The organism is Pseudomonas sp. BTN1 (assembly GCF_001907715.1).
GTDB lineage: Bacteria > Pseudomonadota > Gammaproteobacteria > Pseudomonadales > Pseudomonadaceae > Aquipseudomonas > Aquipseudomonas paracarnis.
This window is the reverse complement of record NZ_MPBM01000038.1, coordinates 272,417-293,189: the sequence shown is the minus strand read 5'-3', so window position 1 is coordinate 293,189 and position 20,773 is coordinate 272,417. Positions and strand designations below refer to the sequence as shown.

The 20,773-nt window shown below is 60.4% G+C and carries 16 protein-coding genes; 6 read left to right on the top strand and 10 right to left on the bottom strand.

From position 1 onward, the window contains the following. Window positions 1–318 precede the first annotated feature (318 nt). On the top strand, window positions 319–1,644 hold the full coding sequence (locus BMH52_RS19895; protein ID WP_014718361.1) for a Wzz/FepE/Etk N-terminal domain-containing protein: 1,326 nt from the start codon (window positions 319–321) through the stop codon (window positions 1,642–1,644). A gap of 263 nt (window positions 1,645–1,907) precedes the next feature. After that, window positions 1,908–2,807, top strand: a complete 900-nt coding sequence (lpxO, locus tag BMH52_RS19890) for a lipid A hydroxylase LpxO (RefSeq protein ID WP_014718362.1) — start codon at window positions 1,908–1,910, stop codon at window positions 2,805–2,807. Between the two features lie 18 nt (window positions 2,808–2,825). On the opposite strand, the gene ligD is transcribed toward lpxO, so the two are convergent. Both ligD and BMH52_RS19880 read right to left on the bottom strand, forming a co-directional pair. Next, window positions 2,826–5,339 (bottom strand): DNA ligase D, encoded by a 2,514-nt coding sequence (ligD, locus tag BMH52_RS19885; protein ID WP_038450033.1) that lies wholly within the window; start codon window positions 5,337–5,339, stop codon window positions 2,826–2,828. A 24-nt stretch (window positions 5,340–5,363) separates the two neighbouring features. Further along, window positions 5,364–6,203, bottom strand: coding sequence for a Ku protein (locus BMH52_RS19880; protein WP_014718364.1), 840 nt, complete (start codon window positions 6,201–6,203; stop codon window positions 5,364–5,366). Window positions 6,204–6,388: 185 nt separating this feature from the next. Between BMH52_RS19880 and BMH52_RS19875 the strand changes: the two genes are divergently transcribed. Further along, entirely contained in the window at window positions 6,389–6,697 is a 309-nt protein-coding gene (locus BMH52_RS19875; protein WP_014718365.1) for a hypothetical protein, read from the top strand. A 12-nt stretch (window positions 6,698–6,709) separates the two neighbouring features. Continuing rightward, complete coding sequence (locus BMH52_RS19870; RefSeq protein WP_014718366.1) at window positions 6,710–7,867, top strand: PQQ-dependent sugar dehydrogenase; 1,158 nt, start codon at window positions 6,710–6,712, stop codon at window positions 7,865–7,867. A 176-nt stretch (window positions 7,868–8,043) separates the two neighbouring features. On the opposite strand, the gene BMH52_RS19865 is transcribed toward BMH52_RS19870, so the two are convergent. Beyond that, window positions 8,044–8,523 (bottom strand): nuclear transport factor 2 family protein, encoded by a 480-nt coding sequence (locus tag BMH52_RS19865; protein ID WP_019820128.1) that lies wholly within the window; start codon window positions 8,521–8,523, stop codon window positions 8,044–8,046. Between the two features lie 51 nt (window positions 8,524–8,574). After that, window positions 8,575–9,138: a TetR/AcrR family transcriptional regulator gene (locus tag BMH52_RS19860; RefSeq protein WP_014718368.1), complete on the bottom strand. Its 564-nt coding sequence runs from the start codon at window positions 9,136–9,138 to the stop codon at window positions 8,575–8,577. A 124-nt stretch (window positions 9,139–9,262) separates the two neighbouring features. Between BMH52_RS19860 and pssA the strand changes: the two genes are divergently transcribed. Beyond that, the gene (gene pssA / locus BMH52_RS19855) at window positions 9,263–10,606 is read left to right on the top strand and encodes a CDP-diacylglycerol--serine O-phosphatidyltransferase (protein ID WP_073844804.1); all 1,344 of its coding nucleotides are present in this window, start codon (window positions 9,263–9,265) and stop codon (window positions 10,604–10,606) included. Window positions 10,607–10,677: 71 nt separating this feature from the next. On the opposite strand, the gene efeO (BMH52_RS19850) is transcribed toward pssA, so the two are convergent. Genes efeO (BMH52_RS19850) through efeU form a run of 4 tightly spaced genes read right to left on the bottom strand, consistent with a single transcriptional unit; the run spans window position 10,678 to window position 14,896 of the window. After that, window positions 10,678–11,493 (bottom strand): iron uptake system protein EfeO, encoded by an 816-nt coding sequence (efeO, locus tag BMH52_RS19850; protein ID WP_014718370.1) that lies wholly within the window; start codon window positions 11,491–11,493, stop codon window positions 10,678–10,680. A gap of 25 nt (window positions 11,494–11,518) precedes the next feature. Continuing rightward, window positions 11,519–12,823 (bottom strand): iron uptake transporter deferrochelatase/peroxidase subunit, encoded by a 1,305-nt coding sequence (gene efeB / locus BMH52_RS19845; RefSeq protein ID WP_072434673.1) that lies wholly within the window; start codon window positions 12,821–12,823, stop codon window positions 11,519–11,521. Window positions 12,824–12,837: 14 nt separating this feature from the next. Next, on the bottom strand, window positions 12,838–14,040 hold the full coding sequence (gene efeO / locus BMH52_RS19840; protein WP_073844802.1) for an iron uptake system protein EfeO: 1,203 nt from the start codon (window positions 14,038–14,040) through the stop codon (window positions 12,838–12,840). Window positions 14,041–14,050: 10 nt separating this feature from the next. Then, window positions 14,051–14,896 carry an iron uptake transporter permease EfeU gene (gene efeU, locus BMH52_RS19835; protein ID WP_014718373.1) on the bottom strand — a complete coding sequence of 282 codons (846 nt, stop codon included), beginning with the start codon at window positions 14,894–14,896 and terminating at the stop codon, window positions 14,051–14,053. A gap of 168 nt (window positions 14,897–15,064) precedes the next feature. Here efeU and BMH52_RS19830 point away from each other — a divergent pair, with 168 nt between their 5' ends. Continuing rightward, entirely contained in the window at window positions 15,065–16,081 is a 1,017-nt protein-coding gene (locus BMH52_RS19830; protein ID WP_073844799.1) for an AraC family transcriptional regulator, read from the top strand. Window positions 16,082–16,167: 86 nt separating this feature from the next. Here the strand turns inward: BMH52_RS19830 and BMH52_RS19825 are convergent, their stop codons facing one another. Both BMH52_RS19825 and BMH52_RS19820 read right to left on the bottom strand, forming a co-directional pair. Further along, window positions 16,168–17,583 carry an efflux transporter outer membrane subunit gene (locus BMH52_RS19825; protein WP_014718375.1) on the bottom strand — a complete coding sequence of 472 codons (1,416 nt, stop codon included), beginning with the start codon at window positions 17,581–17,583 and terminating at the stop codon, window positions 16,168–16,170. Beyond that, complete coding sequence (locus BMH52_RS19820) at window positions 17,580–20,759, bottom strand: efflux RND transporter permease subunit (protein ID WP_003191086.1); 3,180 nt, start codon at window positions 20,757–20,759, stop codon at window positions 17,580–17,582. The genes BMH52_RS19825 and BMH52_RS19820 overlap by 4 nt, the downstream gene beginning before the upstream one ends. Window positions 20,760–20,773: the final 14 nt, after the last annotated feature.

Sequence of the window (20,773 nt, the reverse complement as noted above, 5' to 3'; positions counted from 1 at the left end):
AAAAAATGTTCAATTGTATTGAGGCTGACACTGTTCCGCCTGTAGGCGAAATTTTTTTCTTTATAAGACAGCTATTTGACAGCTTTTTCATGTTGTATTGACTACGCTTGCAACCAGATCAGTCTGACATGGCTGTGTCATTTGGCTTACTCACCGAAATGAAACCGAAATAATCCCTAAGTTTGTGGGATATTTCAGGGGACTGAGTGGTCACATCGCCATTGGTCTGCCGTATCCAGGGCGTTGTCCCTGATTTTTGAAGTCTTTTAGACTTCCGAGAGTGATGGCCTTTTAGTATTATTTTAAGGTGTTCTTATTTTGAATCGTACTTCCCCGCTTCCGCCTTCCGCAGCGTCTGATGAAATTGATTTATTTGAATTGTTTCACGCCATCTGGCGACAAAAAAAGCTGGTGATCGGGTGTACGCTTCTGGCCGGGGTATTAGGCGCAGGTTATGCCTTCCTGGCACCCAAGACCTATGAAGTCAGCAGTGTGTTGCGGCCTGCTGCAATCAACGAGCTAGACGCCTTGAACCGTTCGGAAGTGTATAAGTTGCCGCCTGCCGATGCGCTGCTCAAAGTGGGCGCGCAGTTGGACTCTTATGATGCACGCCTGGGGTTCTTCAAGGATCATGAGGAGTTGTTCAAGGCGTTCAAGAAACCGGGGCAAACCCTTGAGCAGAGCTTTGAGGCGTTCAACCGCAATTCGGTCAATCTGATTTTGCCTGACCCCAAGAAATCCGATTCGTTGAGCAGCTATATCCGTCTGGAACTGCAATACCCGACCGACGTCGATGGTGTTGCGATCCTCAACGGTTTTGTGGACTACGCCATTGCCGCCGAGCGCCAGCAAGTGGGGGCCGACCTCAAGGTGATCGTCAATAACCGCTTGAGCGAGCTCAAGGGCAAGATCGACGCCGCCCGCGCCAACTACGATACCGATAAAGAATCGAAAATCGCCAAGCTGCTGGAAGCGGACCGGCTCAAGCGTGCCCAACTGCAGGATGAACTCAGCGCCCTGCGCCTGCAGATGAAGATGGAACGCACCAACCGCCTCGCCGAGTTGGCCGAAGCCATCAGCATTGCCAAGTCCATGGGCATTCGTACACCAACAACGCCGTCCTCAATGGCCGACTCCACCCGCACGGGTTCGAGCCAGGTCATGCGGACCGAGGTGAACAACCAGAAGATCCCGCTGTATTTCATGGGGACCGAGGCGTTGGAAGCCGAACGCGCTGCATTGCAGCAGCGTACCAGCGACGATTTCACCAACCCGCGCATTGCCGAGATCGGCAAAGAGCTGCAACTGCTGGAAAGCAACCGCGAGGTTGAGGTGCTGCGCAAGCGTGGCAATGAAGACATCTTCTTGCAGGACGTCGAGCCGCTTCGCGCTGAAGTCGCCAGGTTGCGTGGTTTGAATATCGATATGAGCAACCTCAAGCTGGTGACGATTGACCGTCGAGCCCAGGAGCCTCTGTCGCCGATCAAGCCGAAAAAACCGCTGGTTATCGCGTTGAGCCTTGTTGGCGGCCTGTTGCTGGGCCTGATGATTGCGCTGATCCGCTACTTCGTTCGCAGCCGCACTCAGGCCGTGCCCTATACGGCATTAGGGGATCGCCGCGAGGGTAACGACTCGCCGCTGTAACCCTTCCAGCGCCCTCAAACAGGCAGGCTCAAGGGCCTGCCTGCTCCTACCCCCAGCACACTCAGTAGACAGCTTTTCACAATTCTTAGTTAACCTTTGGTTACAAAGTGTGGCTAAATAACTGCCAATGGTCGCACGCAGGCGGTTATCCGCCGGCCGTGTCGCCTGTATGTGAATTGTGATTTCAGGTGCTGCTTATCCATCCTCGGCCGTTGTGGGCCCGCAGGAGCAGCCTGTTCTCTCCCTGACGTGTGACGAATCCCTTGAAACTCATCATTGTTGCTCTCTACGTTGCTTCCATTGCGTATGTACACCTGCGCGGTCGGGTGCGACACAAGCTGGGTCGCCAGCTTAGCGATCACTCGACGTTCCTGGCGCCGATCAACTGTTTCCTGTACCTGTTCTCCAAGCAGCCCAGCCGTCCCTACCTCTCGCCCAGCGACTTTCCAGACCTGAGCCCGTTGCAGGAGCACTGGGAAGAGATCCGCGAAGAAGGCCAGAATCTGATGCGGGCGGGTGAGATCAAACGCTCGGAGCAATACAACGACGTAGGGTTCAACTCGTTTTTCAAGACCGGCTGGAAGCGGTTCTACCTCAAGTGGTACGGCGACAGTCACCCCTCGGCGATGAAGCTGTGCCCACGCACCACCGAGCTGGTGCAAAGCATCGGCTCGATCAAGGCGGCCATGTTCGCCGAGCTGCCACCGGGCTCCAAGCTGGTACGTCACCGTGACCCGTATGCGGGCTCGTACCGCTATCACCTGGGGCTGGATACCCCTAACGATCCAGGTTGCTACATCAATGTGGATGGCGAAAGCTATTACTGGCGCGATGGCGAGCCGGTGATGTTCGACGAGACCTACATTCACTACGCGGAAAACACCACCCAACAGAACCGCATCATTCTGTTCTGTGATATCGAACGGCCGATGAAGTACCGCTGGGCAGCTGCGTTCAACCGCTGGTTCAGCCGCAATGTGATGGCGGCCGCGGGTTCGCCCAACGATGAGGGTGACAAGACCGGCGGCCTCAACCGTGCCTTTACCCGTCTGTACAAGATTCGCCTGCGTGGCAAAGAGCTCAAGAAGCGCAATCGCACGCGCTACTACCTGGAAAAGTGGGCGATCTTTGCCGGTCTGGCGCTGATCTTCATTCTTATCTGACCTGGCTCAAGGCGCGGATCACCCAGGGGGTTGCGCGCCCAGCTTGTCCCACATCTTTTTGCTGATCTTCTGTCGATTGGCATACCCCGCCCAGGGGTCATCCTTCAACGTTTGCAGCCGCTGATGCAGGTTCGCCACTGTCCACTGCTGGGCGCCACGCAATCCTTTCAACTCCTCTCGACTCACCGGCACCGACACTGGCAGGCCTGGGCGGGCCCGCACGGAATACGCCGCTACGGTACTGGCGCCACGGGCGTTGCGCAGGTAATCGATAAAGATCTTGCCGACGCGGTTCTTGGGGCCACTGGTGGCGGTAAAGCGTTCGGGCAGTTGCCGGGTCATGAATTGGGCAATGGCTTTGGCGAACGCCTTCACGGTGTCCCAGCCGTCGCGCCGGGCCAACGGCACGATCAAGTGCAGGCCCTTGCCGCCGCTGGTTTTGACGAAAGCTTGCAAGCCCAGCTCATCGAGTACCGACAGGGTCAGTTGGGCCGCTTCCAGCATGGCTTTCCAGGGCAGGGCCGGGTCCGGGTCGAGATCGAGAACAAACAGGTCAGGCGTTTCAATCTTGTCTGCAGTGGCGCCCCAGGTGTGAAACTCGACCGTCCCCATTTGCACGGCGCCGACCAGGGCCTCCACGCTGTCTATTTCCATCAGGCGCGCATGGCCTGGGTCCAGCGCCTGGTCCAATTGCTTGATGTGGGGGATGGCCATACGCTCTGAGTGCTTCTGGAAGAACTGCTCACCTTCGATCCCTTCCGGCGCCCGCAGCAATGACACGGCACGTGCGCGCAGGAAGGGCAGGATCCATTCGCTGATATCGGTGTAGAACTGCGCCAGTTGCTGTTTTTGCGTGCCGCTGTGCTTGTCGATAATGCGCTCGGGGTGAGTGATTTTCACGCTCTTCACCGTTGCCTGCGCTTTACCGGCTTTCGACGTTTCGGGTGCCTTGACCGACTTGGCCGCGCGCGGCTGTTCATGAATGATCTGCGAGGCTGGCTTGTCGGTGCGCAGGCCCACAAACGCGGCTTGGCGCACCACGCCTTCGCGGGTCCATTCGGCAAATTGCACCTCGCCGACCAGGCTCGGCTCAACCCAATGCACGCCACGGGCCTGGGCACTGGTCAATGGTTTTTGCAGGGGCGAGTCCTTGCGCTCAAGCGGGGTGAGCTTGGCATAGATACTTTTCAGCGCCGCCTGGTCAAAGCCCGTGCCCACGCGCCCGGCATATACCAGGCCGGTGTCATCGTTGACCGCCAACAGCAGCGCCCCAAAGCCGCTACGCGAACCTTGGGGGCGGGTGTAGCCGACAATCACGAACTCTTGGCGCAGGCGGCATTTGAGCTTGATCCAGTCGGCACTGCGCCGCGACACGTAGGGGCTGCCGGCGCGCTTGCCGATCACGCCTTCGAGCGCCAGGTCACAGGCGCTCTCGAAAATATCGCGCTGGCTGGCGGCAAAGGCTTCGGAGAAGCGCAGCAGTTTGCTTCGGCTGGCGGACAACGCAGATTTAAGCGCAGCCCGACGCTCTTCGACCGGGTCTTCACGCTGGTCGCGGCCGTTCAAAAACGGTGCGTCGAACAGGTAATAGACAATGTCCAGGCTGCGGCCGATATCGAACGCGTTTTGCAGCGCCTGGAAATCCGGCAGCCCGTCGCCATTGAGGCTGACCACTTCGCCATCCAGCCAACTGTCCTTGAGCTTGAGGGCTTGCAAGGCTTTGCACTGACGTGGCAGGCGTTCGGTCCAGTCGTGGCCGTTACGGGTGAACAGGCGCACTTCGCCGTCGCGAATGCGCGCCATGATGCGGTAGCCGTCGAACTTGATCTCGTAGCGCCAATCACCTTCGGGCGCCCGGTCCACCAAGGTTGCCAATTGGGGGGCAAACTCATCCGGCAGGGCAGCGATGCGCTTGGGCGTTTTGGCTTTTGGCGCGGCCTTGGGTTTGGCCTTGGCCTTTGGCTTACCCACCACCGCATCGCTGAGCACGCTGGCGGGCTCGGCCTGGACGATATCGAACTCAGAGGCCGGGCGCGCCTGCTGATCGTTTTCCTTGATCAACAGCCATTGCTCCTTGTCGCCGCTGCCCTTGAGCCGGGTGCGTACCAGCGCCCAGTCACCGGAGAGTTTTTCACCGACCAGGGTGAATTTGAGCTTGCCCGCCGCGTAGGCTTTGCGCGGGTCATCGTGGGGCTGCCAAATGCCTCGGTCCCATACGATCACATCCCCCGCACCGTATTGGCCGGCGGGAATGCTGCCCTCGAAACTGCCATAGCTCAGTGGGTGATCTTCAACATGCACCGCCAGGCGTTTTTGGCTCGGGTCCAGGCTTGGGCCCTTGGGCACCGCCCAGCTCAGCAGCACGCCATCGAGTTCCAGGCGAAAGTCGTAGTGCAGGTTGCGCGCATCGTGCTTTTGAATCACGAAGCTGAGGGCCGAGACGTTGCGTTTGCTGGCGGGTGAGCTGCCGGCGGGTTCGGCGGTGATCTTGAAATCGCGCTTGCGATTGTACTCACTCAGGGGCTTTGCCATGTCATTCTCCCGTCAATGGCAGGCTCAAGAGGCCTTGTTATTGGACTTTTTCGCGGTGCTTTTTTTCGCCGCAGGTTTACCCGCCAGACTGCGTTTGAGCAGTTCGGTCAGGTCGATGACATCCGCGGATTTTCGCTCTTCGCCGCCTTCGACCGTTTCCACATCTTCGATCTTGCCGGCCTTGGCCTTCTTCGCCACCAGCGCCCTGATCTTGTCCTGGAAGCTGTCACGGTATTCATCGGGCTGCCAATCGGCGCTCATGTCTTCCACCAGGCGCTTGGCCATGTCCAATTCACCTTTGGCCAGGGTCGGCTTTGTCACATCGCTGCCCAGTTCCAACTCATCCAGGCTGCGCACTTCAGCGGGCCAGCGCAGCATGACCAGCACCAGAGCCGATTCCAGCGGCATCAACGCGGCCAGGTGTTGCTTGGTGTGCAGTACCACATTGGCCAGGGCCACCTTGCCGGTTTTTTTCAGCGCTTCGCGCAGCAGTGCATAGACCTTGCCGCCGCGTTTATCCGGAGCGAGGAAGTAGGGCGTGTCGATGTTTTGCAGGGGGATCTGGTCGCTGGCGACGAAGGCGATGATTTCGATGGTCTGGGTGGACTTGGGGTGGGCCGAGCGAATTTCGTCTTCGCTGAGCACCACGTAGCGTCCTTTTTCAAAGGCCACGCCCTTGACGATATTTTCCTTGGTGACTTCCTTGCCGGTGGTTTTGTTGATGCGCTTATAGCCCACCGGGTCCATGCTGCGCTTGTCCAGCCAGTCAAAGTCGACGCCTTGTGAAGAGGTCGCCGAGACCAGCGATACCGGGATGTGAACCAAGCCGAAACTGATGGCGCCTTTCCAGATTGCCCGTGGCATAGGTGTGATTCCTCAACGAAGAGCCTGTGTGCTGGTGACTCACAGGGCAGGGCAAAAGTTTCGGCGGATAGATGCTCGGACAGATCGTGTTACACCTGATGAGAAACTATTTAGTGTCACAACGCGAACCCGCGGCGTAGCGTGTTATCGAAAGCACGTAGTACTTGGCATAGAGAGGTTTGGCCATGAACCGTTGTGTACGTCATCTCGCAGCACTGGCGCTGGGCCTGGCCCTTGCGCCATTGGCCCAGGCGCAAAACCTGCCGGGGCGTAGCGACCACGGCCCTATTCACCGGGCCAACCCCAATAGCATGCAGGGCACCCAGCCCAATGCACCGGCTGTTCGCAGTATCCAGCCCGTCCCGGCCAACCCGCGGCCAACGCTGGAAAACGGTGGCATCGGCAACCGCTACCCCAAGCAGGAGGCGGCCCCCAGCCGCCCAGCCACCGCACCCAAAGCGCCCACCTATGATGCCAACGGCAATCGCCGCTGAGGATTTCGCCTTATGTTTGTACGTAAAACCCTGCTAGCCGCCCTGTGCGCCACCGCGTTGCTGCCGTTGAGCGCGGCGTATGCCGTCGATAGCCAACAGTTCCCCACTGAGCAAGGCAGCATCACCGCCACGCCGGTCGCCAAGGGCCTGGACCATCCATGGGCGCTGGCGTTTTTGCCGGACCAGCAAGGTTTCCTGGTGACCGAGTTACCTGGGCACCTGCGGTTTGTCAGCCCGGACGGCAAGCTGTCTGCGCCCTTGAAGGGCGTGCCGCAGGTATGGGCCAAAGGGCAGGGCGGGTTGCTGGATGTGGTGCTGTCGCCAGACTTCAAGCAGGACCGCCTGGTGTACCTGTCGTACGCCGAAGGCGGTGGCGAGGGTGGCAAGGCCGGCACAGCCGTAGGGCGTGGGCGCTTGGCCGCTGACTTGAGCGGCTTGGAGGACTTCAAGGTGATCCTGCGCCAGGAGCCCAAGCTGTCTACCGGCAACCACTTCGGCTCGCGCCTGGCCTTCGACCGTGATGGCTACCTGTTCGTGACTCTTGGGGAGAACAACGACCGCCCCACGGCCCAGGATTTGGACAAGTTGCAAGGCAAAGTGGTGCGCATCTACCCGGATGGGCGCGTGCCGGATGACAACCCTTTCGTCGGTCAACCCGGCGTGCGTCCCGAGATCTGGTCCTATGGGCAGCGTAACCCGCAAGGGCTGGCCTTGAATCCCTGGAGCGGCACGATCTGGGAAAATGAACACGGGCCCCGTGGCGGTGATGAAGTCAATATCATCGAGCGCGGCAAGAACTACGGCTGGCCGTTGGCAACCCATGGCATCAACTATTCCCTGCTGCCGATTCCCGAAGCCAAGGGCAAAACGGCAGAGGGCACAGTGGCGCCCCACCATGTGTGGGAGAAGTCGCCGGGTGTCAGTGGCATGGCGTTCTATGACGGCGACCGGTTCAAGGCATGGCAGCACAACCTGTTTGTCGGTGCGCTGGTGAGTCAGGAGCTGATTCGGTTGCAGTTCGAGGGTGACAAAGTGGTCCACGAGGAACGCTTGTTGGGCGAATTGAAAGCGCGGATCCGCGATGTGCGACAGGGGCCGGATGGCTTTCTGTATGTGCTGACCGATGAGGATGATGGTGTGTTGTATCGCGTTGGGCTGAATCAGGACTAAACGTGTGGGAGGGGGCTGGCAGCAGACGCAGATCCAATTGATGCCCCGCGATCCAAGTGTGGGAGCTGGCTTGCCTGCGAAGGCGGTGTGTCAGGCGCTGAATCTGTTACTGCACGACCGCTTTCGCAGGCAAGCCAGCTCCCACATTGGATCTCATTCGGTCTGCAGAGTCGGGGTTATAGCCCCAGCTCTGACAGGCCGGGATGCGCATCCGGGCGCCGCCCCAGCGGCCAATGGAACTTGCGCTCGCTCTCCTTGATTGGCATATCGTTGATGCAGGCAAAGCGGTTGGCCATCAAGCCGTTCTCGTCGAACTCCCAGTTTTCGTTGCCGTACGAGCGAAACCAGTTACCCGAATCATCGTGCCATTCATAGGCATAGCGCACGGCGATGCGGTTATCAGTAAAGGCCCACAATTCCTTGATCAGACGATAATCCAGCTCCTTGGCCCATTTGCGGGTCAGGAACTGCTTGGCTTCTTCGCGGTTATGGGCAAATTCGGCGCGGTTACGCCAGTTCGTGTCCAGGGTGTAGGCCAGGGATACACGTTGCGGGTCGCGGGAGTTCCAGCCATCTTCGGCCAGGCGGACTTTTTCGATGGCAGAGGTGCGGGTAAACGGCGGCAGGGGCGGGCGGACTTCTTCTTGGGCTGACATGGGCGACTCCTCAATGTAAAGGTTGGGTCGAAAGTTGCCTGGGCTGTGGGTTCAAAGTTGCAGTAAGGTCCGCGCCATGCATTGCGCATTATCGGCAGCTGTTGAATCACCCATGACCAGGGCAACGGTAATGGCGCCATCGATCAGGATCAGCAGTTGCGCGGCCTGCTGCTCCGGGTCGGGGGTGCCATGTGCTTGGCACAGTTCAAGTGCGTACTCGAACAGTTTGCGTTTATGGGCCTTGGCCAGCAGGCGCACCGGGTTTTGGGCATCGCCGGTTTCACCACTGGTGTTGATAAAGGCGCAACCGCGAAAGTCTGCCGAGCCGAACCAGCGCTTGAGCGCGCTGAACAGCCCCAGCAGGCGTTCGCCGCTGTCGTCGCTGCGTTCCACTTCGCTGCGCAGCCATTGCATCCAGCGCTCGTCGCGGCGTTGCAAGGCGGCCACCACCAACTCATCTTTGTTGGCGAAGTAGCGATAGATACTTTTTCTCGACACGCCGGCGGTTTTTACCAGTAAGTCCATACCGGTGGCAGCGATGCCGTGGCGATAGATCAACTTCTCGGTGACGTCGAGAATAATGTCGCGGGTTTCATTCTGGGTTATATCGTTCATGTCGAGTACAGTAGAACGATCGTTCTTCATGGTCAACAGTCTTTTTCGATTGCCCGTTGCGAGACCTGAGCAGCCTCATGGTGTAAGCTTTGGACCTCTTCGGATTCGACCCATTGCGAGCCCTATGCCGTCGTTCTTCAAACGCTCCCTGTTGCCCAAGCTGCGCGGTTTTGCGCTGTCCAACGAGGCCCTTGAGGTGCTGCCCAGCGCCGATGCCTATCGTCGCTGCCTGCTGGAGAAAATCGCCCAGGCCACGCGGCGTATCTACATCGTTGCCTTGTACTTGCAGCAGGACGAGGCGGGGCAGGAAATCTACGACGCGCTACACGCCGCCAAGGCCGCACGGCCCGAACTGGACATCGTGGTGATGGTGGATTGGCTGCGCGCCCAGCGCGGGCTGATCGGCGCAGGCAAGCAACCGGGCAACAGCGCCTGGTACCAGGCCATGACCCAGTGCCACGCCACCGAAGTGCCGGTGTACGGCGTGCCGGTGCAAACCCGCGAGCTGTTCGGCGTGTTGCACCTCAAGGGTTTCGTGATCGATGACAGCGTGCTTTACAGCGGCGCCAGCCTGAACAATGTGTACCTGCACAAGTTCGACAAATACCGCTTCGACCGTTATCACCTGATCCATAGCCAACCCTTGGCCGATTCGATGCAGCACCTGGTGGAACACGGCCTGGTGGCGTCCAAGGCCGTGCATCGCCTGGACCTGCCAAACCCGCCCACCACTCGCAGCCTGCGCAACGACATCGGCGACCTGCGCAGCCGTCTCAAGCATGCGACCTACGACACCACAGCCGGGCAGTTGCCCAATGGCCATCTGTCGGTCAGCCCCTTGCTGGGCGTCGGCAAGAACAACCCGTTGAGCCGGGTGATCCTCGAACTCATCGCCAGCGCCCAGCAGCAACTGACCATCTGCACGCCGTATTTCAACCTGCCATTGCCGGTAACCCGCGAGATCAACCGTGCCCTGGCACGCGGTGTGAAGATCGACATCGTGGTGGGCGACAAGACCGCCAACGACTTCTATATTCCGCCCACTGAACCCTTCAAGGTGATTGCGGCGTTGCCGTACTTGTACGAGATCAGCCTGCGGCGCTTTGCCAAACGGCACCAGCCGATGATCAACAGCGGCCAGTTGAACCTGCACCTATGGCGCGACGGCGATAACACCTATCACCTCAAGGGCATGTGGGTGGATGAGCGCTACACCTTGCTCACCGGCAACAACCTCAACCCGCGGGCGTTTCGCCTCGACCTGGAAAACGGCTTGCTGATCGACGACCCTCAAGGCCAATGGCTGGGGCCGCGAAGCGCCGAGCTTGCGAATATTTTCCAACACACCACGCGTATCCAGGGTTACCAGCAATTGCAGACGCTGGTGGATTACCCGCCCGCTGTCGGCAAGTTCCTGCGGCGTGTCAGCCGGGTGCGGATCGAGCGCTTGCTGTACCGCATTCTCTAACTGAGCAACGTGCCGGCAAAAAAACACCCAGGCCCCTCGACAGGGACTGGGTGTTTTTTTGTGCGCGGCAGTTAGTTCAAACCCAGCTTGCCGCGCAGGGTCGAGAGGTCTTCGGCCAGGGTGTTGACCGGGCCGACCAGGGCCTTGCGGTCGTTGTCCTTGACCTTGTCATAGGTCTCGAAGCCGCCATCCTTGGTTTTGTACTTGGCCAGGATCTTGTCGACGCTGGCAAAGTTCTTGTCGACTTTTGCCAGGAAGGCCTGGTCCTGCTGCCCGATCTGGCCACGGAACAGGTCAACGATTTTCTTCGCGCCGTCGATGTTGCCCTGGAAGTCGTACAGGTCGGTGTGGCTGTAGCGGTCTTCTTCACCGGAGATCTTGGTGGCCGCGACTTCTTCAAGCAACGCAGCGGCACCACCGACGACTTTTTCCGGCGGGAAGGTCAGGCCGTCGACGCGGGTCTTGAGGTCATTCACGTCCGCGTTGAGCTTGGCCGTCAGTGCTTGCAGGCCCTGGGTCGAGTTCTGCGAGAACAGCGCGTATTCGATCCGGTGAAAGCCCGTGAAGTCTTCGGCCGTCACGCCTTTTTCATGGTCGTCGACACGCGAATCGATGGACGCGTCGAGGTCGCTGAACAGCTCGGCGATCGGCTCAATGGACTCATAGTGCACGCGGGTTGGCGCATAGAGTTTCTTGGCCGTGGCCAGGTCGCCTTTATTGATAGCGTCGGTGAACGCCTGGGTCTGGGTGACCAGTTCGCCGATTTCTTCGGTGACGTAGATCTTGTAATCCGACACCGGGCCCACCAAGTCCAACGGCGCAGTAGCGGCGAAGCTTGCCAGTGGCGAAAGGCTGAGTAACAACAACGCGATAGACGACTTCTTCATGGGAGACATTCCGCTCTGGTGTGTTTTAGGTCTTGGCAGGATTTTGAGAGTGCGTTGCCGCGAGCAGCGTGCGCCCGATGAAATCCTTGGGGCCGGTGACCCCTGGCAAGGTGAAGAAATACCCGCCACCCACGGGCTTGAGGTACTCCTCCAGCGGCTCGCCGTTGAGCCGGGTTTGCACGCTGATAAAGCCTTTCTCCAGGTCAGCCTGGTAGCAGATGAACAACAAGCCCATGTCCAGTTGACCGTTTTTGTTGACGCCGTTGGAGTAGTTGAACGGCCGCCGCAGGATCAGGTTGGCCTGGGTCTGCGGGGTGCGTGGGTTGGCCAGGCGGATGTGGGCATCGAGCTTGGTCAACTTGCCTTCAGGGTCCTTGCTGTAGTCCGGGACCTGGGTTTCATGCTGGCCGTCCATGGGCGCGCCGGTGGGTTTGACGCGGCCGATGATGCTTTCCTGTTCTTGCAGCGGGGTGCGATCCCAGCGCTCGACAAAGTTACGGATGATGCGCACGGCCTGGTAACTGCCATGGGCGGCCCAGGCCGGTTCTTCGCTGGTGGGCTGTACCCAGACGATCTGGTCCATGGCCTTGTCATCGTTGGAATTGGGGTTGGCCGAGCCATCACGAAAGCCCAGGAAATTGCGCGCACTCTGCGCCGGCTCACCGGGTTTGGTCGGTGCCTGGGGCGGCACGCTGCCTTCTTGCTTCCAGCGCACCAGCAGCAGGTCGGGCAGGTTTTTGACGATGTCGCGCAGCGCGTGGATATTGGTGTCTGGCGTATTGGAGCTGAACTGCAGGCTCAGGTCGCCGTGGCACTGCGTCGGTTCCAGCGCATCGTTGGGAAAACCGACCATGCGGCTCAGGCGCTTGGGTTTGGCCGCCGCGAGGCCGAAGCGTTCGTCGAACAACGACTCGCCGACCGATACGGTAATGGTCAGGTTATCCGGCGTGACCACCGGGCCAAGGATGCCGGAATCGGTAGGCGGCAATTTCGGGTCGACCTGGGGCACGGTGCCGCCGGTCATCAGGAACGCGATGCGTTCGTTGAGGGTGCGGAACAGGCGTTCCAGGTCTTCGCGGTCGCTGGCCAGTACATCGAACGCCACGACCATGCCGCAGGCCGGGCGCGGGGTGACGATGCCGCTTTGGTGCTTGCCGAAAAACGCTTGGTGGTCCTGGGTCTTGTCGCTACGCGGGGCCGTGGTGACTTGCTCGGCCGCTGCCGCCATCGCCGGGCAGCTCAGGCTGCTGCCGGCAATCGCAGCGCCGGTGGCCGCCATGCCCAACAGGACGCGGCGACGTTGGAGGTCAAACTGTTCTGTATCACTCATGTGTGCGGTCGTCTTCACTGCAGGCCGGAAAGGCCAAGGGCGGGGTCGATTCCATCGAGTGCAACGGCCAGTGCCTTGGCCTTATCGGCGATCTGCTTGCGCTGATCGGCTGTAACCTTGTCGTAGGTTGGGTAGCGGTCATTCACCTTGAGCCCCTCGAGTTCGGTGTCGAAGGCGTTGAGCGCGCTGTCGATAGCGGGCAACAGGTCGGCGGCGGACTTGCCCAGTAACGGGCGCATCAGGTCGACCACTTTGCGGGCCACCTCAAGATTGGCGGCAAAGCCGTTCAAGTCGATGTGGCTGTAGCGTTCCTCTTCACCGCTCGCCGCGCGAACGTCTGCCAGGCTGTCGAGGTTGCGTACCACAATGCTCACCAGTTGCTCTGGTGGCAGGGACTGGGCCAGTAACTGTTGCTTGAGCGTGGTGACGTCGGTAACCAGGCGTTGGGCGACCGGCGCCAGGCCATCAAGGCTGTGTTGCTGGAACAGGCTGTATTCCAGGCGATGGAAGCCGCTGAAGGCGGGGTCTTGCTCGCGCTTTTCAAAGTAGTCGGCGCGGGCGTTGATCGCGTTATCCAATTCGGCCAGGCGCTGGGACGCCGGCGCCAGGCGCTGATACGCCTCACGGGCCGGCACATACAGTGCCTGTGCCTGGGCCAGATCACCGGCGGCGATGGCCTGTTGCAGGGCCGTCACGGCCTTGACCAGCGCACCGCTCTGGCCGCTCAGGTACACGCGAAACTCCGACAACGGGCCAATAAAGGCCACCATCGACGGCTTGGCCTTGGCCTGGGCGTCAGACTCTGCCGTGGGCGTGACATGCAAGGTGCCACGCGGGTTGCTCAACAGGCCACAGGTAATGGCGTAGTCACCGGGCAACAGGTTGGCATTGATCACCTGGCTCAGGCCCGGGGCAATATTCTCCCGTTCTTCGACCACCAGCACGCCGTCGAGGATTTCCCACTCCACCGCACGGTCGGAGCGGTTGATGATACGAAAGCTTGCGCGCCCGGCCGGCACGGTGAGAGCGTTGGGCTCGCAGGCGTGACTGTGAATCGTGACCGCGATTTCATTGTGGTTGGTCTGGCGCTTGGTCGCGGCCAATTGCGACGCGTAGTAGAACAGGCCACCGGCGGCGATCATCACCACCACCGAGCCGGCCACGCCCCAGCGCAAGGCGCGGGATGGCGGGGCCGATTGAGGGGTTGGGTTGGACAAGAGACGGTCCTTACTGGCTGGAAACGGAAGAGGTATTGGCAACGGGCTGGGTAGGGGCCGAGGGCAGGAAGAACATCACCAGGGCCACCACCAGGTAAATCAGATAGGCGCCCAGGGTGCTGACGGTCGGCGCCTCCTGGTAACCGAACATGCCGGCCAGTACCGAGCCGAGCGGGCTGTCCATGGGTAATGCAGCGCTGAAATCGAACAGCACGGTCTGCCAGTGGTTCCACACGCCGGCCTCGTGCAGGGCCTGCACCGAGTTGGCGAGAATGCCGGCCGCAACCACCAGGATGAACAGGCCAGTCCAGCGGAAAAATGCACCGAGGTTCAGGCGCATGCTGCCGGAATAAATCAGCAAGCCGACGACAATGGCCAGGACCAGGCCGAGCAGGGCGCCTATCGGAGCGCCTGGGCCTTCACTCTGCTGAAACACCGCCAACAGGAAGAACACCGTCTCCAGTCCTTCGCGGGCCACGGCAAAAAACACCATGGCGATCAGGGCAAACACCTGGTGCCTGGAGCCGGCCAACGCATGGTCGAGAGATTCATGCAGCGAGTGTTTAATCGAGCGCGCCACTTTGCGCATCCAGAACACCATGGAACTGAGAATACCCACGGCGACCAGGCCGACGACACCTTCAAACAATTCCTGCTGCTTTTGCGGGAACTCCGCACTGACCAATTCCAGGCCGCCGCCCACCAGCAGCGCCAGCGCGGCCGCCAGGAACACGCCGATCCACACTGCAGGCATCCACTGGCCACGCCCGGTCTGTTGCAGGTAACTGGCGATAATGCCAACGATCAATGCCGCTTCAATGCCTTCGCGCAGCATGATTAAAAAAGGAACGAGCATCGGGCACCCGGGCGCAACTAGTTAGGGAGCTAAGTTGTAACATAATGATACTCATTGCTAAACAAGAAATATTGACCTTTGCTGAACGTGGGCTGAACAGTGGTGGCGAAGCGCAACCGCCTTTATGATGCGGAGCAATCAGACCGCAGCCGGATAGCTCAACGCCCCATGTCGGAAAAAGACACCATCTCCATCCACCTCGTGCGCGAAGCGCTGTCGCAGAGTTGCGCGCCGGGAGCGGCCACCGTTGAGGCATTGAGCAAAGTCGGGATTGATCCGGCGTTGCTTGAGCAGCCTGACGCTCGCGTGGCGGCCACGGCCTATGCACGCCTGTGGCGCTTGCTGGCGCGGCGCAGGGACGATGAGTTTTTTGGCATGGACCCGCGCAAGCTCAAGTCCGGCAGCTTGGCGTTCCTGTGTCGCGCCGCCGTGGCGCAACCCAGCCTGGCAGCGGGCCTGGAAACCGGCCTGGGGTTTCTGTCGTTGATGCTGGAGCACATGCCAGCCCAGCTGGTGCGTCAACAGAGCCTGGCGGAAATCGTCCTGCTCGAACCTGAGCATGATCCCAAGCGTGCGTTTACCTACTTCACCTATTGGATGATCGTCCACGGCGTCGCCTGCTGGCTGGCAGGGCGGCGCATTCCGATCCTCGCCATCGAGTTGCGTTGCGCGCAGCCGGACTTCTGTGACGATTATCAGGTGATGTTTTCTGACAACCTGCGCTTTGATCGGCCACGCACCCGCATGATTTTTTCTGCCGACTGCCTGGACCTGCCGATCAAGCGCAGCCCGCAGGAGCTCCAACGTTTCCTGGCTCATGCACCGGCTAACATCCTGGTGAAATACCGCGACCCGGAAAGCCTCGCCACGCGCATCAAGCACGACTTGCGGCAGATGCCCCCCGACACCTGGCCGGAAACCGAGGGGCTTGCCGCCAGGTTGTGTATTTCTGCGTCCACACTACGCCGTCGCTTGGCGGAAGAGGGGCAGACCTATCAGGGCCTCAAGGACAGCGTGCGCAAGGAACTGGCGATTGTGTGGTTGGCCGAGCCGCAGATCAGTTTTGCCGAGATCGCCACGCGGCTGGGGTTTGCCGATGCGAGTTCGTTCTACAAGGCCTTTCGTAAGTGGGTGGGATCGAATCCGGGGCATTACCGTAGCCTGATTCTGGGTGAGGCCAGCTAAATCCCACACGAAAAAAAGCCCCGCGACCGAATGGACCGCAGGGCTAAAAATTGGCTGGATGCGACCAACCAAAGGAGCTCTTTACCTCACCGGTTGCTGGCGACCACCGTATCCGGCTGCCAGCCACCACCCAAGGCCTTGTAGATCGCCACGATGCCGCGATACAGATCCACTTCGGCCTGGGCCTGGGCGTCTTCGGCGGCCAGGCGTTCGCGCTGGGCGTCGAGCAGTACCAGGAAGTCCACGGTGCCTTCGCGATAGCGGATCGCCGCGAGGTCGGCGGCGGCGCGGCTGGATTCGCTTTGGCGGATCAGCGAGACCAGGCGTTGCTGGCGCTTGCCGTAATCGCTGAAGGCGTTCTCGGACTCTTCCAATGCCAGCAACACTTGCTGTTCATAGGTCGCCAACGCGCCATCGGCTTCGGCATTCGCGCCACGCAGACGCGCACGCACGCTGCCCAGGTCAAACGCGGCCCACGTGATGCTCGGGCCCAGGGACCAAGCATTCGCCGCGGCGGAGCCGATCTGCGAACCGCGCCCGGCGGTGAAGCCGAGGAAACCGCTGAGGCTCACCCGTGGGAACAGGTCGGCCTTGGCCACGCCGATACGTGCGGTGGCGGCGGCCAGTTTGCGTTCGGCGCTGAGGATGTCCGGGCGTCGTTGCAGCAGTTGCCCCGGGTCGCCAATCGGCAACGCCTTGGCAATCGCTGGCAGGTCTTTCGGGCTCAGGTCCACGCTCAGTTTGTCGGGGCGCTGGCCGAGGAGGGTGGCGATGCGGTTGCGCTCGCGCACTTGTTCGGCCTGCAGTTGCGGCACGCTGGCTTCAACTGCTGCCAGGCGCGCGTCGGCACGTTCCACGTCGAGCTGATCACCGACGCCGGCATCACGCAGGCTGACGGTGATGGTGCGCGATTCCTGCTGGTTCTTCAGGTTGTCCAGGGCAATGCGTTCACGCAGTTGCGCTCCACGCAGTTGACCGTAGGCATCCACCAGTTCGGCAATCATGGTGACTTGCAGTTGGTACAGGTCGGCTTCGGCCACCTGTTGGTCGGCGTCGCTGGCTTCCAGGTTGCGGCGGATGCGCCCGAACAAATCCACTTCCCAGGCCATGTCCAGGCCCAGGTCGTAGCGCTCGCTGTTGACACGCTTGGTGGTCTGCCCGGGAATCTGGCCCTTGCCCACATCGCTGCTGGCGCGAGAGGTGACCACCGGCATGATGTCGTTGGCCGCGTCATCACGGATAGCCCGTGCCGCCCGCAGGCGGGCAAAGGCTACGCGCAAATCACGGTTGCCGCTCAGCGACTGGGTTACCAGCTGGTTGAGCGTGGGGTCTTCGAACTGCTGCCACCAGATGCCTTCGTACTTGGCATGGTCGTAGCTTTTGCTGTCGGCGGCGGCCGTGATATTGGCCGCCTCCAGTGGCTGGGTCTTGTAGTCCGGGCCTACGGCACAGGCGGCGAGCGCCAGCACCAACAGGCTCGGCAGGAATACTTTCACACTCATTGCTGTGTCTCCAGCTTCAAGGCCTTGGCCGCTTTGCGCGCTTCACTGCGCTCGACATAGCGACGGATCAGTACGTAGAACACTGGTGTCAGCAACAGACCGAAGAAGGTCACACCGATCATCCCGGAGAACACCGCCACGCCCATGGCATGGCGCATCTCGGCGCCGGCACCGCTGGAGAGCACCAACGGCACCACACCCATGATGAACGCGAACGAGGTCATCAGGATCGGCCGCAGACGCAGGCGGCAGGCTTCCAGTACTGCGGCGAGCGGGTCGAGGCCTTCCTGCTGTTTATCCTTGGCGAACTCGACGATCAGAATCGCGTTCTTGCACGCCAGGCCCACCAGTACGATCAGGCCGATCTGGGTGAAGATGTTGTTGTCGCCGCCCGAGATGATCACCCCGGTAATGGCCGACAGCAGTGTCATCGGTACGATCAGGATCACCGCCAGCGGCAGGCTCCAGCTTTCGTATTGGGCGGCGAGCACCAGGAACGCCAGCAGTACGCAGAGCGGGAATACGAACAGCGCGGTATTGCCCGAGAGGATTTGCTGATAGGTCAGGTCGGTCCACTCGTAGGTCATGCCGTTGGGCAGTTCATCTTTGAGCAGCTTTTCAATCGCGGCCTGGGCCTGGCCAGAGCTGTAGCCCGGCGCGGCGTTGCCGTTGATTTCTGCGGTGATGAAGCCGTTGTAGTGCATCACACGGTCCGGGCCCGAGGTGTCGCTGACCTTGATAAAGGTCGCCAGCGGGATCATCTCGCCTCTGTTATTGCGCACTTTCAATTGGCCGATCTGGTCGGAGTCCTGGCGGAACTGCTGCTCGGCCTGCACGTTGACCTGATAGGTACGCCCGAAACGGTTGAAGTCGTTGGCATACAACGAACCCAGGTAGACCTGCAGGGTGTCGAAGATGTCGCTGATCGCCACGCCGTGAGTCTTGGCCTTTTCGCGGTCGATGGCCGCGTCCACTTGCGGCACGTTCACCGTGTAGCTGGTGAACAGGCCGAACAGTTCAGGCACGCTGTGACTCTTGGCAATTACGTTCTGCACTTCTTTGTACAGCTCGTCATAGCCGAGGTTGCCACGGTCTTCGATCTGCAGGCGGAAGCCCCCGATGGTGCCCAGGCCTTGTACCGGCGGCGGCGGGAAGATCGCCATGTAGGCCTCTTCGATATTGGCGTATTGGCCGTTCAGTGCACCAGCAATCGCACCGGCGGACATGCTCGGGTCTTTACGCTCATCGAACGGCTTCAAGGTCACGAACACGATGCCGCTGTTCGGGCTGTTGGTGAACCCGTTGATCGACAGGCCCGGGAAGGCAATCGCAGCTTCCACGCCGGGTTGTTTCAGGGCGATCTCCGACATGCGCTTCATCACGTTTTCGGTGCGGTCCAGGCTTGCGGCGTCGGGCAGTTGGGCGAAGGCCACCAGGTATTGCTTGTCCTGGGCCGGTACGAAACCGGTCGGCGTGTGGGCAAACCCGAAGAACGTCAGCACCATCAAACCTGCGTAGACGAACAAGGCGATACCGCTGCCGCGAATCACTCGGCGCACGGTGCCTACATAGCCATGGCTGGCCTTTTCGAAAAAGCGGTTGAAGGGACGGAACAGCCAGCCCCCGAAGACCTTGTCGAGGAACTTGGAGAAACGGTCCTTCGGCGCGTCGTGGCCGCGCAGCAGCACAGCGGCCAGGGCAGGGGACAAGGTCAGGGAGTTGAACGCCGAGATCACGGTTGAGATCGCGATGGTCAAGGCGAACTGCTTGTAGAACTGCCCGGTCAAGCCACTGATAAAGGCGGCCGGAATGAACACCGCACACAGCACCAGCGCCGTGGCGATGATGGGGCCGGTCACTTCACTCATGGCTTTTTCGGTCGCCGGGAACGGCTCAAGCCCCAACTCGATATTACGCTCGACGTTTTCCACCACCACGATGGCGTCGTCCACCACAATACCGATCGCCAGCACCAGGCCAAACAATGACAGGGCATTGAGTGAGAACCCGAACAGGTGCATCACCGCAAAGGTACCGATCAATGAAACCGGCACCGCCACCAACGGGATGATCGAGGCGCGCCAGGTCTGCAGGAACAGGATCACCACCAGCACCACAAGGATCAGTGCTTCAAACAGGGTATGCACCACCGCTTCGATGGAGCCGCGTACAAAGATGGTCGGGTCATAGGCGATGCGATAATCCATGCCCGCCGGAAAGCTCTTTTTCAGCTCGGCCATCTTGCTGCGCACATCGTTGGAGATGTCGATGGCATTGGAGCCGGGACGCTGGAAAATCGGAATCGCAACGGCCGGCTGGTTATCGATCAGCGAGCGCAGCGCGTATTGGCTGGAGCCCAGTTCGACCCTGGCGATGTCCTTGAGGCGCGTGATTTCACCGTTGGCGCCGGCGCGAATCACGATGTTCTCGAACTCTTCTTCAGTGACCAGGCGGCCCTGGGTATTGACCGACAACTGGAAGCTGGTGTCACTCGGCGCAGGCTGGGCGCCCAGGGCACCGGCTGCCACCTGGCGGTTCTGCTCGCGGATCGCCGTGACCACATCGGTGGCGGTCAGGTTGCGCGAAGCGGTTTTGTTCGGGTCCAGCCACACGCGCAGGGAGTAGTCGCCCATGCCGAACAACTGCACGTCACCGACGCCGCCCAGGCGGGCCAGTTCATCCTTGATATTGAGGATCGCGTAGTTGGACAGGTACAGCATGTCATAACGCTGATCCGGGGAGGTCAAGTGCACCACCATGGTCAGGTCGGGGGAGGCCTTGTCCACGGTAATACCGATGCGTGTCACTTCCTCCGGCAGCTTGGGCTGGGTACGCGTCACACGGTTTTGCACCTGCACCTGCGCGTTGTCCAGGTCGGTGCCCAGGGCGAAGGTGATGGTCAGGGTCAGCTTGCCGTCGGCGGTAGATTGCGAGGACATGTACAGCATGTTCTCAACGCCAGTGATGGCTTGCTCCAACGGCGCGGCCACGGTTTCACCGATGACTTTGGGGTTGGCGCCCGGGAAGTTGGCGCGCACCACCACGGTCGGCGGTACCACTTCCGGGTATTCGCTGATCGGCAGTTGGAACAGCGAGATTGCACCGGCAATCAGGATCAACAGCGACAGCACCGCTGCGAAGATCGGCCGTGAAATGAAGAACTTGGAAAAATTCATCTTGAGTCGTATCC

Bases quoted from the DNA above. Each gene is read 5' to 3' on its own strand.
- BMH52_RS19860 (WP_014718368.1), bottom strand. From the start codon at position 9,138: ATGAACGATATAACCCAGAATGAAACCCGCGACATTATTCTCGACGTC.
- efeU (WP_014718373.1), bottom strand. From the start codon at position 14,896: ATGCTCGTTCCTTTTTTAATCATGCTGCGCGAAGGCATTGAAGCGGCA.
- BMH52_RS19825 (WP_014718375.1), bottom strand. From the start codon at position 17,583: ATGAGTGTGAAAGTATTCCTGCCGAGCCTGTTGGTGCTGGCGCTCGCC.
- BMH52_RS19880 (WP_014718364.1), bottom strand. From the start codon at position 6,203: ATGCCACGGGCAATCTGGAAAGGCGCCATCAGTTTCGGCTTGGTTCAC.
- efeO (WP_014718370.1), bottom strand. From the start codon at position 11,493: ATGAAGAAGTCGTCTATCGCGTTGTTGTTACTCAGCCTTTCGCCACTG.
- BMH52_RS19830 (WP_073844799.1), top strand. From the start codon at position 15,065: ATGTCGGAAAAAGACACCATCTCCATCCACCTCGTGCGCGAAGCGCTG.
- BMH52_RS19875 (WP_014718365.1), top strand. From the start codon at position 6,389: ATGAACCGTTGTGTACGTCATCTCGCAGCACTGGCGCTGGGCCTGGCC.
- BMH52_RS19870 (WP_014718366.1), top strand. From the start codon at position 6,710: ATGTTTGTACGTAAAACCCTGCTAGCCGCCCTGTGCGCCACCGCGTTG.
- pssA (WP_073844804.1), top strand. From the start codon at position 9,263: ATGCCGTCGTTCTTCAAACGCTCCCTGTTGCCCAAGCTGCGCGGTTTT.
- BMH52_RS19865 (WP_019820128.1), bottom strand. From the start codon at position 8,523: ATGTCAGCCCAAGAAGAAGTCCGCCCGCCCCTGCCGCCGTTTACCCGC.
- BMH52_RS19820 (WP_003191086.1), bottom strand. From the start codon at position 20,759: ATGAATTTTTCCAAGTTCTTCATTTCACGGCCGATCTTCGCAGCGGTG.
- ligD (WP_038450033.1), bottom strand. From the start codon at position 5,339: ATGGCAAAGCCCCTGAGTGAGTACAATCGCAAGCGCGATTTCAAGATC.
- efeB (WP_072434673.1), bottom strand. From the start codon at position 12,823: ATGAGTGATACAGAACAGTTTGACCTCCAACGTCGCCGCGTCCTGTTG.